This is a genomic window from uncultured Roseovarius sp., assembly GCF_913054395.1.
GTDB lineage: Bacteria > Pseudomonadota > Alphaproteobacteria > Rhodobacterales > Rhodobacteraceae > Roseovarius.
The window spans coordinates 29,182-45,386 of record NZ_CAJXIP010000016.1 but is presented as its reverse complement, the minus strand read 5'-3'; the positions used below and the strand labels follow the sequence as shown (position 1 = coordinate 45,386).

At 60.8% G+C, this 16,205-nt stretch carries 15 protein-coding genes; 5 read left to right on the top strand and 10 right to left on the bottom strand.

Annotated elements, in window-relative coordinates; all coding sequences use genetic code 11:
• Nucleotides 1-2,463 (top strand): FAD-linked oxidase C-terminal domain-containing protein (locus QZ522_RS04065; RefSeq protein ID WP_294607819.1); only part of this gene is annotated, 2,463 nt, incomplete at its 5' end.
• 1 nt (nt 2,464) lies between these two features.
• A complete protein-coding gene (locus tag QZ522_RS04060; protein WP_294607817.1) occupies nt 2,465-3,154 on the top strand; it encodes a GntR family transcriptional regulator in 690 nt (229 codons plus the stop codon).
• Between the two features lie 7 nt (nt 3,155-3,161).
• On the opposite strand, the gene QZ522_RS04055 is transcribed toward QZ522_RS04060, so the two are convergent.
• From QZ522_RS04055 to QZ522_RS04015, 9 genes are all read right to left on the bottom strand, one after another.
• Nucleotides 3,162-4,265: an FAD-binding oxidoreductase gene (locus QZ522_RS04055; protein WP_294607814.1), complete on the bottom strand. Its 1,104-nt coding sequence runs from the start codon at nt 4,263-4,265 to the stop codon at nt 3,162-3,164.
• Nucleotides 4,262-5,284 carry a histone deacetylase family protein gene (locus QZ522_RS04050; RefSeq protein ID WP_294607811.1) on the bottom strand — a complete coding sequence of 341 codons (1,023 nt, stop codon included), beginning with the start codon at nt 5,282-5,284 and terminating at the stop codon, nt 4,262-4,264. Before QZ522_RS04050 ends, QZ522_RS04055 begins: the two co-directional genes overlap by 4 nt.
• Nucleotides 5,281-5,769 carry a GNAT family N-acetyltransferase gene (locus tag QZ522_RS04045; RefSeq protein WP_294607809.1) on the bottom strand — a complete coding sequence of 163 codons (489 nt, stop codon included), beginning with the start codon at nt 5,767-5,769 and terminating at the stop codon, nt 5,281-5,283. Before QZ522_RS04045 ends, QZ522_RS04050 begins: the two co-directional genes overlap by 4 nt.
• A 3-nt stretch (nt 5,770-5,772) precedes the next feature.
• The gene (locus QZ522_RS04040) at nt 5,773-6,699 is read right to left on the bottom strand and encodes a 3-keto-5-aminohexanoate cleavage protein (protein ID WP_294607807.1); all 927 of its coding nucleotides are present in this window, start codon (nt 6,697-6,699) and stop codon (nt 5,773-5,775) included.
• Nucleotides 6,700-6,708: 9 nt separating this feature from the next.
• Entirely contained in the window at nt 6,709-8,061 is a 1,353-nt protein-coding gene (locus QZ522_RS04035; protein WP_294607805.1) for an aspartate aminotransferase family protein, read from the bottom strand.
• A 4-nt stretch (nt 8,062-8,065) separates the two neighbouring features.
• Nucleotides 8,066-9,139, bottom strand: a complete 1,074-nt coding sequence (locus QZ522_RS04030; protein WP_294607803.1) for an ABC transporter ATP-binding protein — start codon at nt 9,137-9,139, stop codon at nt 8,066-8,068.
• A gap of 75 nt (nt 9,140-9,214) precedes the next feature.
• The gene (locus QZ522_RS04025; protein WP_363319840.1) at nt 9,215-10,357 is read right to left on the bottom strand and encodes an extracellular solute-binding protein; all 1,143 of its coding nucleotides are present in this window, start codon (nt 10,355-10,357) and stop codon (nt 9,215-9,217) included.
• A 57-nt stretch (nt 10,358-10,414) separates the two neighbouring features.
• The gene (locus tag QZ522_RS04020; RefSeq protein ID WP_294607798.1) at nt 10,415-11,218 is read right to left on the bottom strand and encodes an ABC transporter permease; all 804 of its coding nucleotides are present in this window, start codon (nt 11,216-11,218) and stop codon (nt 10,415-10,417) included.
• Nucleotides 11,218-12,084, bottom strand: coding sequence for an ABC transporter permease (locus QZ522_RS04015; protein ID WP_294607795.1), 867 nt, complete (start codon nt 12,082-12,084; stop codon nt 11,218-11,220). The genes QZ522_RS04020 and QZ522_RS04015 overlap by 1 nt, the downstream gene beginning before the upstream one ends.
• A gap of 99 nt (nt 12,085-12,183) precedes the next feature.
• Between QZ522_RS04015 and QZ522_RS04010 the strand changes: the two genes are divergently transcribed.
• Complete coding sequence (locus QZ522_RS04010; protein ID WP_294607792.1) at nt 12,184-13,152, top strand: LysR family transcriptional regulator; 969 nt, start codon at nt 12,184-12,186, stop codon at nt 13,150-13,152.
• Here the strand turns inward: QZ522_RS04010 and QZ522_RS04005 are convergent.
• Nucleotides 13,149-14,033: an HAD hydrolase-like protein gene (locus tag QZ522_RS04005; RefSeq protein WP_294607789.1), complete on the bottom strand. Its 885-nt coding sequence runs from the start codon at nt 14,031-14,033 to the stop codon at nt 13,149-13,151. The genes QZ522_RS04010 and QZ522_RS04005 overlap by 4 nt on opposite strands.
• Before the next feature lie 263 nt (nt 14,034-14,296).
• On the opposite strand from QZ522_RS04005, the gene QZ522_RS04000 reads away from it, so the two are divergent.
• Nucleotides 14,297-15,085, top strand: coding sequence for a DeoR/GlpR family DNA-binding transcription regulator (locus tag QZ522_RS04000; protein WP_365353418.1), 789 nt, complete (start codon nt 14,297-14,299; stop codon nt 15,083-15,085).
• Nucleotides 15,082-16,140, top strand: a complete 1,059-nt coding sequence (locus tag QZ522_RS03995; protein WP_294607785.1) for an ABC transporter ATP-binding protein — start codon at nt 15,082-15,084, stop codon at nt 16,138-16,140. Before QZ522_RS04000 ends, QZ522_RS03995 begins: the two co-directional genes overlap by 4 nt.
• Nucleotides 16,141-16,205 lie beyond the last annotated feature (65 nt).

Sequence of the window (16,205 nt, the reverse complement as noted above, 5' to 3'; positions counted from 1 at the left end):
TATGGCACGACACGCAATAACGTGGCGCGAATCGAGGGGCTTTTGGCCGATGGCACGGCGTTTGATTTCGGTCCCGGCTCGGGCAATCGCGTGCCCGAACCTCTGTTGCGTCAGATGCTTGATCTTGGCCTGCGCGAAGCGGATGAAATTGCCGCGCGTTTTCCCAAAGTTCAGCGCCGCGTCGGCGGCTATAACATCGACGCGCTTGTACCCGGCGACACGCCAGTCAACCTTGCCCACCTTCTGATCGGCTCCGAAGGCACTCTGGCCATTTCAACCGCGATCGAGATCAGGCTTTCGCCCCTGCCCTCAAAAACCCGCGTGATGGGTGTATGTCATTTCCCCACCTTCCGGGCTGCAATGGAGGCTGCAAAGCCGCTTGTGGCGCTCGGGCCCACCTCGGTCGAGCTGGTCGATTCCACGATGATCGACCTCGCCCGATCCATCCCGATGTATGCCAAGACGTTAGAGTCCTTCGTGCGCGGGACCCCCGCCGCAATGCTGTTCGTGGAATTCGCCGATAGCCCCGATGAGAATCAGGAGAACATGCGGCGCCTTGCCGATACCATGTCCGATCTCGGGTTCGGGTTTGGCAAGGGCGGCGATCAGGAAGGCGGCGTTGTCGAGGTCTGGGACATGACCCTTGCCGCCGAGATAGGCGAGCTGCGCAAGGCCGGTCTCAATATCATGATGTCGATGAAAGAGGCGGGAAAACCTGTGTCCTTTGTCGAGGATTGCGCCGTGCCGCTTGATCATCTGGCCGATTACACCGACCGCCTGACCGAGGTGTTTCATCGCCATGACACCACCGGCACATGGTATGCGCATGCCTCTGAGGGGTGCCTTCATGTGCGTCCGATCCTCAATCTCAAGCTTGAAAAGGACGTGCGCGCCATGCGTGAGATCGCCGAGGCCGCGTTCGAAATGGTGCGCGACTACAAGGGGTCGCACTCTGGCGAACATGGCGATGGTATCGTGCGCTCTGAATTTCACGGGTTCATGTTCGGGCAACGTATCCTGAGCGCCTTTGAAGAGGTCAAGGCGGCGTTCGATCCCGCGGCCCGGCTTAACCCCGGCAAGATCGTGCATGCACCGAAAATGGATGACCGCAGCCTGATGCGCTATCCGCCGGGCTATGATTTCGCTGATCTGAAAACCGGGCATGACTGGTCGGCGTGGACCGGCAAGGGCGGCGGATTTCAGGGCGCGGTCGAGATGTGCAACAACAACGGCGCCTGTCGCAAACTGGCCGGGGGCGCCATGTGCCCAAGCTATCGCGTCACCCGCGACGAGCGTGACGTGACCCGTGGCCGGGCCAATACATTGCGCCTTGCACTGTCAGGACGTCTGGGCAAGGACGCCCTGTTTTCCGATGAGATGGCCGAAACGATGAAGCTTTGCGTCGGCTGCAAGGCCTGCAAGCGCGAATGCCCCACCGGGGTGGATATGGCCAAAATGAAAACCGAGGTTCTTTATCAGCGCGGTCAGAAACTTGGCTATGGGCTGCGCGAACGACTGATCGCGGAAATGCCGCGTTATGCGCGCCTAGCCGTGGTCCTGCGCGGCCTGATTGCCCTGCGCAACCGGGTGCCAGTCCTTGCCGCCTTGGGGGAAAAGCTGTTCGGGTTGGCTGCGGCGCGAAGCCTGCCGCTGTTTCGTGGCGATTTCTTTCGCGACAGCGAGGTGCGACAGACCCCGGCAAATGGCAAGGCGGGCAAGGTGATCCTGTTCACCGATACCTTCAACCGCTGGATGGAGCCCGAAATCCCGCGCGCCGCGCTGCGGGTTCTGACCCGCGCGGGATATGAGGTGATCACCGCATCGGCCCCCGGTCGTCCGCTGTGCTGTGGGCGGACATATCTGGCGGCCGGCATGATGGACCGTGCCCGCGCCGAGGCGCAGCGCACGCTTGATGCCCTGATGCCGCATGTGCGGGCCGGCACGCCGATCGTGGGTCTGGAACCCTCCTGCCTTTTGACGCTGCGGGATGAATTCCTGACCCTACTGCCTGGTGAAGACGCCCGCGCGCTGTCGCAAAACGCGTTTTTGTTCGAGGAATTCGTAACGCGCGAGGCCAGGGCCGGGCGCTTTGACCTGCCGATGACCGACACCGGCCAAGGCGCGCATGTGCATGGTCATTGCCACCAGAAATCCGCCGGTGTGATGGACGATATGGGGGCCGCACTTGACCTTGTGCCGGGGCTTGCGGCGCAGAATATCGAAAGCAGTTGCTGCGGCATGGCCGGCGCCTTTGGCTATGGTGCGGAAACCCATGAAGTGTCGGTTCGCATGGGCGAACTCTCGCTTTTGCCAGCCGTGCGGGCGGCCGCGACGGATGACCTTGTGATCGCCAACGGCACCTCCTGTCGCCATCAGATTGCCGACGGAACCGGACGCCGGGCCTTGCATATCGCGGAAGTTTTCGACAGAGCCTCGCAAAATGAAGTAGGAAAGGGCCAGTAGAATGTACAACGACCGCCAAGAGGCCCCCTCTATGTCCGAACTGAAACCAGACCCGATCGGGCGCACTGCCCTGGCCGTCGAGATCACCAACCGCCTGCGTCAGATGATCCTTGAAGGACAGCTGGAGGCCGGTGAAAAGATCAATGAAAAGCTTCTGACCGAACAGTTCGGCGTGTCGCGCACCCCGTTGCGCGAGGCCCTCAAGGTGCTGGCGGCGGAAGGGCTGCTTGACCTGATCCCTCATCGCGGCGCGGTCATCACCCGGCAAAGCGAAGACGAGTTGGCCGAGGTGTTCCATGTGCTTGCCGCGCTTGAGGGGCTGGCCGGCGAATTGGCAACACTTGCCGCAAGCGATGCCGATCTCAACGAGATCGAAGCCATGACGCAAAAGCTTCGCCGCTCGTATGAGGAAACCGACCGGCCCACCTATTTCCGTATCAATCAGGCCATTCACAAGGCTATCCTGCGGGCAACAGGGAACGAAACCCTGCAACGCTCGCACGAGCTTTTGGCCTATCGCGTTCAGCGGGCGCGCTATCAGGCGAACCTGACGCCGGAACGCTGGCGCGCGGCGGTCGAGGAACACGAGGCGATTGCAAAGGCGCTTTGCGCGCGCGACGCGGCAACCACGGCGCAGCGGATGAAAGAGCACCTTTTGAAAAAGCTCGCCTCGATCTCAGGCAAAGGTTAGGCCGACATCACGTCGCAAACCGCTCTGGTGACAGCGCCGCGATCACCTCTGGTGCAAGCTCAGGGCTTTGCCCAAGCACAAGCGCCGCTGTCAGCCGCGACAGCGCGGGCGCGGTCTGAACCCCGTACCCCCCCTGCCCCGCCAGCCAGAAAAAACCCGGCTTTCCGGGCGCAAACCCCGTCACCGGTGTGCGATCCGCAACAAAGCTGCGCAAACCGGCCCAGCTGTGTTCTACCCGCGTGACCGGCACCGTGACCGCCTGTTCAAACCGGTGGAGCCCCTCGGCCAGAACCATGTCATCGGCCCAGGCATCATGTGGATCGACCGGGTCTTCATCGGCGGGTGACACCATCAGTTTGCCTGCCTCCGGCTTGGCATACCATGTCTCGGCGATAGACCCGAAAATCGGCCAGGTCTCGCACTCATACCCCTCGGGCGCGGGGATGATCGCCGCCGAGCGGCGCATCGGTTGCAGGCCCACCTGTGCCGTGCCCGCGCGCTTTGCCACCTCATCGGCCCAAGCCCCGGCGGCGTTCACAATGATCGGCGCGGCAAATGTGCCCTGCGGGGTTTCAACCTGCCAGAGTGTCCCGTCATGGCGGATATCGCCGACCTGAGCGCGGGTGACAATCTGGCCCGAATGTGCGCGCAAAAGCCGGGCATAGCCCTGAAGCATCAGGTCCACATCAATGCCCTGTGCGCCGTGTTCGATCATGGCCCCGGCGATCCGGTCGGCACGCAGGATCGGCACTATCTCTGCCGCCTCTGCCCCGGTCAGGCGCTCGATCCCGTTAGAGCCGTCAAGATAGGCCTCAAGCACCGGCAATTCTTCCTCGCTGGCGATCAACAACTCGCCACGCGGGCTAAGCAGCGGACCCTCGCAAATATCGCCGGGATTTTCAAAGACCGGCTCGGCGGCGGCATTCAGCGCACGCAGGGTGGCATTGCCATAGTTGCGGATGAATATCGCCGCCGACCGCCCGGTCGAGTGATAGCCAAGCTGCGCCTCGCCCTCCAGCAAGGTCACCCGCGCCCCGCCGCGTGCAAGCTCTGCTGCGGCACTGACCCCGGCGATTCCGCCGCCGATCACGATGATGTCAGGCCGGGTCATGCCCCTTCAAACCCGGTCAAGGTGCTGGTCAGGTTCTCGCCCAATTCGGCACAGAGATAGCCGCCCTCCTGCACGAAAAGCGTCGGCAGGCCGAGACCCGCAATCGCCGCGCCGATACGGCCGAACCCCGGCGTCGTGATCGCCAGCCCCTTGAACGGGTCGCCCTCGTATGCATCAAGCCCAAGTGCGACCACAACCACATCGGCCCCAAAGGCGGCCACCCTCTCAAGCGCAGTATCGAGCACCTTGAGATAGGCATCATCGCCGGTGCCCCGCGCCAGCGGCAGGTTGAGATTATAGCCAATGCCCCGCCCCGCCCCGCGTTCCGTGGCATGCCCCCAGAAGAACGGATAGAACCGCGCGGGATCGGCATGGATCGACACGGTCAGTACATCGTCGCGGTCATAGAAAATACCCTGTGTGCCGTTGCCGTGATGTACATCAACATCGAGAATGGCGGCCCGCAACCCCTTGGCGCGAAGCCGCTCGGCCGCAATCCCGGCGTTGTTGAGAAAACAAAATCCCCCCGCCAGATCGCCGTAAGCGTGATGCCCCGGCGGGCGGCAAAGCGCATAGCCCGCCCGCGCCCCATCCGCCAAAAGATCGGCGCCGGTCACCGCCGATTGCGCCGACCAATAAGCGGCCTCCCATGTGCCTTGGCCAATCGGACAGGCCGTGTCGGCCTGATGATAGCCCGCCTGCCCGACGGCGGATTTCGGGTAATTATCGGATCGGTTGGCGGGGTGGATGTTCGGGATCACCTCTTCGCCCGCGCCCTCGATCCGCTGCCAGCGGGTATAGATATTCTGAAGAAAGCTCACGTATTCCGGAGAATGCAGCGCCGCAATCGGGCCAAGCCCGGCATCTTTGGGCGCGATGAATTCGCACCCTGCCGCCTCGGCGCCATGATGCAGGCGGGTGATCCGCTCGGGCTGTTCCGGGCTGGGCAGGACCTTGCCGTTGGCCATGAAATGTTTCGGATCATGGTGCCATTGGCGGTCGTCGAAAATGGCCTTCATTGCACATTCCTCATCAGTCGTTGCATCGCGTCCCGTGACAGGCGCATGGTCGTGGCATTTTTTTGTGCCTCGAAACCGAGGCGCGTGTAGAACCGGCGCGAGGCGGTGCTATGGGCATAAACGGCAAGGGTCATCCACTTCGCCCCCCAGAGCAGGCCCGTGCGTTTGGCGACCTCGGCCAGTACGCCCGCGCCAAGTTTGCGTCCGCGCGCCGCCTCGGCGATCCAGAGGTCAGAGACATAAACCCCCGCCGCGCCGCGTGCGGTGGAAAACACCGGGCTGAACAGGGCGGCGCCCATCAACTTGCCGCCGCTTAGGGCCAAGAGGCCATAGGCCGAGGGCACCGGCCCGAATATTCCCCCGCGCAACGCACCTTTGTCGGCAAGATGCTCGTCGCCCAGCTCGACGCTGAGCGCGCGCAAGGCCTCGTCCAACAGGTCCAGGTCATCGGCACTTTCGACCGGGCGAAACTCGATTTTTCCCATCCTTCAGATCGCCGTCTTGTCCGCGCCCTTGAGGCCCAGAATTGCGCGTGCCTGATCGGGTGTGGCAACGGTACGCCCCAGGGCCTCGACGATGTCGCGGATCTTGGAAACCTGTTCGGCGTTGCTCTGCGCCAGAGTGCCACGCGCGATGGTCAGGCTGTCTTCAAGGCCGACGCGCACATGCCCGCCCATGGCTGCCGACATGGTGATTAGCGGCATCTGATGACGTCCCGCCGCAAGAACCGAAAACATGTACTCTTCGCCAAAAAGTTTGTCCGCGATGCGCACCATATGGGTCAGGTTCTCGGGGTCCGGCCCCATGCCGCCCAAGACGCCGAACACGAACTGAACGAAGAACGGGGCCTTGATCAGCCCGCGATCGGCAAAATGGCGCAACATGTAAAGGTGGCTGAGGTCATAGCATTCGAATTCAAAGCGCGCGCCGCGCTCTTGGCCAAGCTCGGTCAGGATACGGGCGATATCGCGCGGGGTGTTCTTGAAGACAAGGTCGTCTGACCCCTCTAGGAACGGCTTTTCCCAATCGTATTTCCAGTCCGAAATCCGCTCGGCCATCGGGTAGAGCGCGAAATTCATCGTGCCCATGTTGAGCGAGGCCATTTCCGGCTCGGCCTGTTTCGGCGCGGCCAGCCGTTGATCAAGCGTCATCACCGCGCTGCCGCCGGTCGAGAGGTTGAGCACTGCATCGCTCGCCTGTTTCAGACGGGGCAGGAACCCCCTGAAATGATCGGGTTCGGCCGAGGGTTTGCCGGTCTCGGGATCACGCGCATGCAGGTGCAGGATCGCCGCCCCCGCCTCAGCTGCGCCAAGACCCGCCGCCGTGATCTCATCCGCCGTGACCGGCAAATGTGGCGACATGCTCGGCGTGTGGATAGAGCCGGTCAGGGCACAGGTGATGATGATCTCGCGCATGCCCGCCCCTTACGCGATCTTGTCGAGGCTGGGGCGAATTTCGGCGGTGAATTGCACAAGCGCGGCATCCAGCATTTCGGTGATCTCGTCCAGGTGGGTTTCATTCACGATCATCGGCGGGCAGACAAGGATGTGATCCCCTTCGACGCCATCGCGCGTGCGGCGCGAATAGACAATCAGGCCCTTGTCATAGGCGATCTGCACAAAGCGGTCAAAGGCGCGCAATTCTTTCGGCAGGGGGGCCTTGGTGGCACGGTCCGACATGAATTCGAAGGCCGTCAAAAGGCCCATGCCGCGCACATCGCCAATGATCGCATGGCGATCCATCAGCCCGCGCAGCCGGTCCAGCAACCTCTCTCCCATCGCGGCCGCGTTCTGTACCAGTCCCAAGCGCTCGATCTCGTCGATCACGGCAAGACCGGCGGCGCAGGCCAATGGATTGCCGGCATAGGTGAACCCGTGCAAAAAGCCGCCCGCGTCAAGCACCGGCTCGACCAGCCGCTCATGTGCGACCATCCCGCCAAGCGGCATGTAACCGGCGGCAAAGCCTTTCGACATGACCATGATATCGGGTGCAAGATCCCAATGTTCCGAGGCCAGGAATTTACCCGTGCGCCCGGCGCCGGTCATGACCTCGTCAAGGATCAGCAACACGCCGTACTGACGGCAAATCTCTTGCACCCGCTCCATATATCCGCGCGGCGGCACAAGCGCACCGGTCGAGGCGCCGCCGACCGGCTCGACGATAAAGGCAAGCACCGAGTCCGGCCCCTCGGTCAGAATCTGCGCCTCAAGCATATTGGCATAGTGATGCCCGGTGGCGATGTCGTCAGGGTCGAGCCCGTCAAGATAAGCGCGCGGCGCGGGCACTTTCGGCATCATCTGCATCATTGGCTCGAACGGGCGGGTAAGCGGCGCATAGCCGGTGATCGAAAGTGCCCCGAGGGTGCAGCCATGATAGCTTGGACTGCGCGAAATCACCTTCCAGCGGCTGCCCTCGCCAACGGCCAACGCATACTGCCGGGCCAGCTTGATCGCGCTTTCCACCGCTTCGGAGCCGCCGGAAACAAAAAACACCTTATTGAGACCCTCGGGCGTCAGCGCCGCAGTTTTCGACGCCAGCTTTTCCGAGGCCTCGGTTTCAAAATGAAGCCGATAGCCAAAGGTCGATTTCTCCATCTGGCGGCGCATTGCCTCCAGCACGTTCTCGTTGGAATGGCCGATGTTGCAAACCATCGCGCCGGACGACCCGTCAAGATAGCGCTTGCCATCGACGTCCCACATGTAAACGCCGCGCGCCTGATCCAGCACCGGTTTACGCTCTCTGCCCTGATAAAAAAGATGGCTCGGTTTAGCACTCATGGTCTTATCCCGGAAGCGCCGCGCAATCTTGCGGGCGAAGGTGGAGATGAACATCGTCGCCGACGGCAAAGGGGTGGTCGTCGATCATGTTGATGGCCTGTAACTGGGTCTCGCCCGCGCGCACGAAATAGCGCACGGCCTGGCCCTGATAATCGACGGTTTCGACCTTGGCAGGGACCGAAATGACCCCCTTGGGCGCCGCCGATTTCGACAGCAAGAGCTTTTCGGCGCGCACCACAAGCTTGGCCGCGCCCTTGGATTTGAGATTGGGCGCCTTTTCGGCCGGAATATCCATGCCCCCGAAAACGGGGGCCTCGATCCCCACCGCCGACCCGCCGAGCGTGGTACAGGTGGCCCCGAAAATATTCGACGCGCCAAGGAAATTTGCCACGAATTCAGAGGCAGGCGTGTTGTAAACCTCTTCCGGCTTGCCAACCTGTTCAACGCGCCCCTCGGACATTACGACAATAAAGTCGGACATGGCGAGCGCCTCGGACTGGTCATGGGTCACAAAGACAGTCGTCACGCCGATGCGTTCCTGAATGCGCTTGAGTTCCACGCGCATATCCTCGCGCAGGTTGGCATCAAGCGCCGACAGCGGCTCGTCAAGCAAAAGAACATCCGGCTCGATCACGATGGCACGGGCAAGCGCGATGCGCTGTTGCTGGCCGCCTGACAATTCCTTGGGATAGCGGTGGCCAACATCCGGCAACTGTACCAGTTCCAGCGCGGCCTTGACCTTGGCCGTAATATCGGCGCCCGGCACATCGCGGTACCTGAGGCCAAAGGCTACATTCTCGGCCACGGTCTTATGCGGGAACAGGGCATAGTTCTGAAACACCAGCCCAAGATTACGCTTATGGATCGGCACGTCGTTGACCCGCTTGTCACCGATCAGGATTTCGCCTTCGGTCGGGTCAAGAAGCCCCGCGATCATCCGCAGATTGGTGGTCTTGCCACAGCCCGACGGCCCCAGAAGCGTCACGAACGCCCCTTCGGGTATCTCAAGCGAGGTCTCGTGAACGGCGGTAAAGCCGCCAAACCGTTTGACGATGTTTTTCAGGGTGACGGCGCTCATTGGCGGCCTCCTTGGGCGGGCGGAAAAATGGTGGTCCGCCCCGGTACTACCGGGGCAGACAAGGACAGGCCGGGCTTAATAGCCCTTCTGGACGCGGCCAAAGGTCTTGGTCCATTCCTGTTCATGCTCGTTCCAATAGGCCGGATCGGCAAAGGTCAGGTTCTCAAGCGTGCCGGTCGGATCAAAGGCCGGCAGCGTCGGGATCTTGGCGCCGAGATCGACCTTGGTCGGGTCAAGCGCGGGTGGATAGTTCTGACCTTCCGCCACCGCAATCGAAGTCGCCGGATCAAGCATGAAGTTCAACAGTTCTTCACAGGCCTCCATCGGGCTTCCCTTGATCACGAACAGGCATTCCTGCCAGCCATAGCCGTTGGGCGGATCCATATAGCCGATGTCATGGCCTTGCTCCTGAAGTGCAAAGATCCGGCCGGACCAGGCTTCGGTCACATGGATTTCCTCTTCGGCAAGCAGGCTCATCAATTCGGCGCCCGAGCCCCAGTATTTCAGCGAAAGATCACGATGCGTGCGGACCGCATCCCATACCGCATCCATATCGGTGGCGCCGTTCGGATCCTGCCCGGTTTGCAGCGAACCAAACCAGATCCGCGTGCGCCAATCGCCCCAGCCGGCAATCTTGCCTTTGTGGGTCTCGTCGATCAGGATCTTGGCGCCTTTTTCCTTCATCTCGTCATCCGAGATATACTTGCGGTTATAGGCCAGGCCCGTGGTGCCATAGTCATAAGGCACGCAGGACAGCTTGCCATCCGTCACCTTGCGGAACACATCGACCAGCTTGGGGATGACGAATTTCAGGTTCGGGATATTGTCCTCGTTCAGCACACTGGAAAAGCCGAGGTTGTGATAGCGCGCATAATCGAACACGCCCGACAGGTGGGCGATGTTGTATTCGCCTTCCTGGCTTGCCTTGATGCGGCTGATATATTCATCGGGGCCACCAAAGGTGCCATCGACCACGTTGATGCCGGTCGCGGCGGTATAGGGGTCAAAGGCGTGCTTGCGGAAGGCCTCGGACACGACACCGCCCCAACCGTCAAAGCGCACCTGCGATACGGTCTGGGCACTGGCATATTTGGCAAAGGGCGTTTGCACACCATAAGCAAGGCCCGCCGCCCCGATCAGCCCGAGAAAGCTGCGCCGGTCCAGATCGCCGTTCATGTACCGCTCGCGCATGCGCTCGTAGCGGGTCGTGTTGTCCATTTTCTTGGTCATTTTCATCTCCTTGTTGACTGGGGTCTTCATCTGTTCGGGCGGTTCTCAGGTGCCGCCCTTGCTTGCCACCCTGCGCGCAATCGCCAGCCCAAGCAGGGGCAGGCCCACGGTCATGAAGATCATGACCGTACCCAAAGCGTTGATTTCGGGGCTGATGGAATTGCGCAGCATGGCGAAAATCTGTGTCGGCACGGTTTCCACCCCGCCGGGTTTCCAGAACAGCGTGCCGGTGATGTCGTCAAAACTTATCGTGAAGGCAAACAGCCCCCCGGCCAGCACCGCAGGCATCATCAACGGCAGGGTGATTTCAAAAAACGTCTGGCGCGGGCTGGCGCCAAGGCTAAGCGCGGCCTCTTCGATATCGCGCTTGATGCTGACGAGGCGGGCCTGCACCACCAAAATCACGAAAGGAAGCGTAAAGATCACATGCCCGGCCAGCAAAAGCGGGAAACTCTTGGGCAGGCCGAGAAAGTTGAGAAACAACAAGAGCGCCACCGCAAGCACCACTTCCGGCACGAGGATCGGTGCGATCAGCATGGTGGTGATCATGTTGCGGCCCGGCACATTGTAACGCACCAGCGCGAGGCTGGCCAAAACCCCAAGCGTGGTCGAAAACAGCGCCGTCAGCGCGCCAAGGATCATCGAGGTGCGAAAGGCGCGCAGGATCGCCTCGTTCTGCGCCAGTTCGGCAAACCAGCGAAACGAAAACCCGGTCATCGGAAAGCTGCCGAACTGGCTTGCGTTGAAGCTTAGCAAGACCACGACCGCCACCGGCAGGAACATGAAAACGTAAACCGCAATCGCCCAAATCCGGATCAGGTGCCAGCCCGTGTTGGTTTTAGCCGCCATCAGCCAAGCCCCTTCATAAGCTGTGCCATGCCAAGATAGCGATTGTAGATAAGAACCAGCGCACCAAGTACCGCCAGAAGCATCAGGCTAAGCGCGCTGCCAAGCGGCCAGTTGAGCTGGGTGATGATCGCCTCGAACACGAGGTTTGCAAACATCGCATCCCTAGGCCCGCCAAGCACGAGCGGCGTGATATAGGTGCCCGCCCCAAGAACGAAACACAGCAACCCGCCCGCCGCCAGACCCGGAAGCGACAGCGGCAGGGTGACCTGCACGAACGCCTGCCAGCGGGTGGCCCCAAGCGAATTCGCGGCATCCTCAAGATTGGTGTCGATGCCATCGAGACTTACAAAGACGTTCAGCACCATGAAGGGCAGAAGAAAATGCACCAGTCCGAGGATCACCGTCGTCTGGTTGTAAAGCATCTGGAGCGGCTCATCTATGATCCCGATCCAGAGCATGAAGGTGTTGAACGCCCCCGACACGCCAAGGATGTTGATCCAGCTCATCGTGCGGATGATATAGCTGATCCAGAACGGCAGCATCAAAAGCAAAAGCAAGATCGCCTTGTTGCCGCTTGAACGGGCAATGAAATAAGCCGCCGGATAACCCATCAAGGCACAGACCACCGTGGTGATCGAGGCGATCTTCAGCGTGTTCAGCAGGATGTCGCGGTAAAATGCATCGCTCAGAACCTCTTGCCAGTTCTCAAGGTAGAACCCGACCTGATCCGCCCCTGTCGAGGTCCGGAGCCAGAACGAATAGACCACGATGAACACTAGCGGCACGAACAACAAAAGCGCCACCGCGCCAAGCGCCGGTGACAGCAAAATCCAAGGTTGCCTTGCCTCTCGGGCTTCGACTGACATGCGGTTTCCTAGCTGTATCAATTCGCCTTTGAAGGCTTGCGATCAGGATGCAAACCGGGCAATCATTAATCAAATAGATAATGAGAATTGTGACAATAGATGAAATCTATGATAGAGCGCGAAAGCCCCGAACGCATCATGCGCGAAATGGATTGGAACCTCTTGCGCACCTTCGTCGTGCTGGCACAGTCGCGCTCTGTGACCGATGCCGCCACCCGGCTTCGCCTGACCCAGCCGTCGGTGTCTACGGCATTGAAAAGGCTTGAAAACAAGGTTGGGAAGAAGCTTATTGATCGAAGTCCGGGGCGCTTTGAGCTGACCGACGCGGGGCAGGTTCTCTATCGCGAAGCGGTCGATATCCAGGGCTCTATCCTGCGCCTCTCTACCCTGATGCGCGACATGACCGACGAGGTCACGGGCCATGTGCGCCTGTCACTGGCCAGCCATGTCATCTGCCCGCTTTTTAATCAGGTGCTGGCGGAATTCCACGCCGAGAACCCGCGCGCCACCCTGACGATCGATGTTTTCACCTCGGCTCTGGCAATTGAATCGGTCACGACGCGCTCGGCTTCGTTTGCGATCTGCCTTGTGCATTCGCGCAATTCCAAGCTTGAATACAAGCGCCTGTTCCGGGAATACTTTGGCCTGTTTTGCGGCCCGCCACACCCGTTGTTCGGGCGCAAGAACCTGACCCGTGCCGATCTGGCGGGGCATTCGGCGGTCAGCTTTGGCACTGACCGGCTTCAGGATGCCCTCAAGCCGGTGACCCTGATGCGCGCCCAGGCCGAGCTCGGCGATCAGATAATTGCCACCTCGAGCCACCTTGAAGAGGTCCGCCGCATGATCATCGCCGGGCTTGGCGTCGGACCGCTGCCGCTTCATGTGGCGGCACGTGATGTGCGTGATGGGCAGCTCTGGCAATTGCCGCCCTATGATCAGACCGCACCGATAGACGTGCACGTGGTATGGAACCCGCGCGCGGTGCTGAACCGGGCCGAAAAATGGTTGTTGGATCGCCTGTTGCAGCGCATCGACGAAACCCCGATGGATCAGCGCACCTATCGCTAGATGCGCGCGACCTGCCAGTCGGGAAAGAGGTTGCTTTGCGCCATGAACGGGGCCACGTCATGCCCGGCGAAAAGCCCGTCCTGCGTGACCAGAACCGTCCGCCAGCCCGCTGCGGCCCCGCCAAGGATATCGGTGTGAAGCGTGTCCCCCACCATCGCGATCCGGCGCGGATCGACCCCGCCAAGACTTCGCCCCGCCATGGCATGGACCGCGGCAAAGGGCTTGCCGAAAAAGACCACCTCTGCCACCGTGAGGTCGGCAATCCGGTGGCCGTAAAACCCCGGCTCTGTCGAAAACCCGTGATCGCGCGGGGCGACCAAATCGGCGTTGGCGATGATCACGCGGCGCGGATGGTCCAACAATGACCTCTCAAGCAAACCCTGGCGCGCATCGCTCCAATCGGCACTGGAGAGAAACAGAAATCCCTCGGCTCGGTCATAATCGACGCGATCATCGCCAAGTCGGATCACCGGCATGTCGAAATCACCCAACGTATCTTCGGGTGCGGCAATGACACCCCAATGGCGGGCATCAACCGCACCAAGGGCGGCGTCGCGGCTGGTGATGATCTCAGCAGGCTCAAGCACGATTCCAAGCTTTTCGAACTTGGCAACCGCCCCCGCGCGATCATAGCTTGCGGCATTGGTCAGCACCCGGATCTGGCAGCCGCGCGCACGAAGATCGGCCACCCGGCTGGCCGCGCCGGGGATCGGCGTTTCACCGACGTTGAGCACGCCAAAGGCATCGAACACAAAGGCATCGACCTGATCGGCGATTTCGCCAAGATTAGCGATGCTTTGGGGGCGCGGTTGAACAGGGGCAACCGGCAAGCGGGTTCGGATCGCCTCGTATCGGTCAAAAATGCCGCGCAGGCCATTCATGCGTGATCCTCCCCCAGACGGCCGACACCTGATTCGACCGGGGCAAGCCTATCCGGGCGCGCAGGCGCTAAAAAGCGCGAATGATCAAAATAAACCGCCTGACGTCAGAATAAATTTCCGCAAATCGCGGCATTTTTCCCGAAAGCATTCAAATAACTGTCACAAAATCCGCGTATCAGCGCCGCAAGTCAAATCTGCGGCGTGTCTTAGAAAAATGTTGCTTTAATGATCGTTTCGCTCATTCTGTGATCAGAAATGGAGATATGCCCAAAATGTCATCCAAAAAACGAAAACGCAGGGACGCGATACTGGACCTCATGCAGACGCAAAAAAGCGTTTCGGTCGATGAGCTTGTCACCACCTTTGGCGTCTCGGCACAGACCGTGCGCCGCGATATCAACCACCTGTGTCACGAAAACCTGTTGCGGCGGCGCCATGGCGGGGCGGACCTTTTCGAAAAGCAACTCAACCTGCCCTACCAACAGCGCAAGACCACCAATTCGGAGGCGAAAGAGGCGATTGCCCATGCCGCCGCCGCCCTTATTCCGGATGATGCGACGGTGTTCTTTTCCATCGGCACGACGCCCGCTTTTGTCGCCGAAGCACTGCGCGCGCGCAAACGCCTGACGGTGGTGACCAACAACCTCAACGTGGTCATGGCGCTGTCAAATGAGCTAACCAACCGGATCATCGTGCCAGGAGGCGAGGTGCGTCTGCCGGACCTTGATATTCTGGGCGACGAGGTGACCCGCTTTTTTGAAGGTTACCGCGCCGAGTTTGGCATTTGCGGTGTCGCCGGTGTCGCCGAGGATGGCGCGCTGTTGGATTTTCACGCCTCGGAAGTGCGCGTGCGCGAACAGATCCGCACCGCCTGTGAAACCTCGATCCTTGTGCTTGACCATACCAAGTTCGGCCGCGTTGCCCCGGTCGTGGGCGGCAACCTTGGCGATGCTGACCGCATCATCATGGACCGCGCCCCCGATGCCCGCTTTGCCCCGGTACTTGAGCGGGTGGCGGATCGGCTGATACTTGTCGAAGGGGGGACGCCATGATCCCGCAACCCTTTGTATCGCTCGATGGCATTGCCAAAAGCTGGAACGGTAAAATTGGCGTCGAGGATGTCAGCCTTGATATCCCCGAAGGCGCCTTTGTTGCGCTGCTTGGGCCGTCGGGCTGTGGCAAGTCGACCACGCTGCGGCTTTTGGCGGGGCTTGAAATCCCGGACGAAGGCAGGATCGTCATCGACGGGCGCGATGTCACGAACAGCGCCGCCTCGGATCGCAACCTGTCGATGGTGTTTCAATCCTACGCGCTTTTCCCGCATCTCTCGGTCGCTGAAAATGTGATTTTCGGCCTCAAGGTGCGCCGGGTGCCGCGTGCCGAGCGGCTTGAGAAACTCAGGCGTGCCCTTGAGATCACCGGTCTCACCGGGCTTGAGGATCGCAAACCCGGCGAACTGTCCGGCGGTCAGCGTCAGCGCGTCGCCCTCGCCCGCGCTATCGTCGCCGGTCAGCGCCTGTGCCTGATGGATGAACCGCTCTCGAACCTCGATGCAAAGCTGCGACATGCCGTGCGCAAGGACATCAAGAAGCTGCAACAGGATCTTGGCATCACCGTGGTTTACGTGACCCACGATCAGACCGAAGCGATGAGCATGGCCGATATCGTGGTGCTGATGAAAGACGGGCACATTCAACAGATAGGCACGCCGCAAGAGCTTTATAATGCGCCGGTCAACACCTTCGTGGCCGAGTTTGTCGGCGCTCCACCGATGGCGTTGATCAAGGGGCATGCTCTGGCCGGGTTTGACAATGCGGCAACCATCGGATTGCGCGCCGAGAACATCCGCCTTGAAGAGACCGGCAAGGGGCGGCTTACCTGCACGGTCACCGAATGCGAATTCCTTGGCGCCGAAACCTTTATCGGCCTCGCCCACGAGCACGCCACCGGCCTGACGCTCAAGGCGCCGGGCATGGCGCTTCATCCAAGCGGGCACACCGTCGAGATCGGCTTTGCCGACGATGACCTGCATATTTTCGATTCCGGGGGCAAACGGGTGGCCCGCACCTCGCTGACCCCAACCGCCAAACGCCACGACCAAGCATAACAAGTGGCGCATCAACCAAGACCGCACAAACCCATTCCTTAGGAGGATACAATGTATTTCACCAA

What these genes read in the sequence shown, in the direction of transcription:
- QZ522_RS04015 (WP_294607795.1), bottom strand. Translation starts at nt 12,084, where the DNA reads ATGTCAGTCGAAGCCCGAGAGGCAAGGCAACCTTGGATTTTGCTGTCA.
- QZ522_RS04010 (WP_294607792.1), top strand. Translation starts at nt 12,184, where the DNA reads ATGAAATCTATGATAGAGCGCGAAAGCCCCGAACGCATCATGCGCGAA.
- QZ522_RS04035 (WP_294607805.1), bottom strand. Translation starts at nt 8,061, where the DNA reads ATGAGTGCTAAACCGAGCCATCTTTTTTATCAGGGCAGAGAGCGTAAA.
- QZ522_RS04045 (WP_294607809.1), bottom strand. Translation starts at nt 5,769, where the DNA reads ATGGGAAAAATCGAGTTTCGCCCGGTCGAAAGTGCCGATGACCTGGAC.
- QZ522_RS04060 (WP_294607817.1), top strand. Translation starts at nt 2,465, where the DNA reads ATGTACAACGACCGCCAAGAGGCCCCCTCTATGTCCGAACTGAAACCA.
- QZ522_RS04030 (WP_294607803.1), bottom strand. Translation starts at nt 9,139, where the DNA reads ATGAGCGCCGTCACCCTGAAAAACATCGTCAAACGGTTTGGCGGCTTT.
- QZ522_RS04020 (WP_294607798.1), bottom strand. Translation starts at nt 11,218, where the DNA reads ATGGCGGCTAAAACCAACACGGGCTGGCACCTGATCCGGATTTGGGCG.
- QZ522_RS04000 (WP_365353418.1), top strand. Translation starts at nt 14,297, where the DNA reads ATGCCCAAAATGTCATCCAAAAAACGAAAACGCAGGGACGCGATACTG.
- QZ522_RS04055 (WP_294607814.1), bottom strand. Translation starts at nt 4,265, where the DNA reads ATGACCCGGCCTGACATCATCGTGATCGGCGGCGGAATCGCCGGGGTC.
- QZ522_RS04025 (WP_363319840.1), bottom strand. Translation starts at nt 10,357, where the DNA reads ATGGACAACACGACCCGCTACGAGCGCATGCGCGAGCGGTACATGAAC.
- QZ522_RS04040 (WP_294607807.1), bottom strand. Translation starts at nt 6,699, where the DNA reads ATGCGCGAGATCATCATCACCTGTGCCCTGACCGGCTCTATCCACACG.
- QZ522_RS04050 (WP_294607811.1), bottom strand. Translation starts at nt 5,284, where the DNA reads ATGAAGGCCATTTTCGACGACCGCCAATGGCACCATGATCCGAAACAT.
- QZ522_RS04005 (WP_294607789.1), bottom strand. Translation starts at nt 14,033, where the DNA reads ATGAATGGCCTGCGCGGCATTTTTGACCGATACGAGGCGATCCGAACC.
- QZ522_RS03995 (WP_294607785.1), top strand. Translation starts at nt 15,082, where the DNA reads ATGATCCCGCAACCCTTTGTATCGCTCGATGGCATTGCCAAAAGCTGG.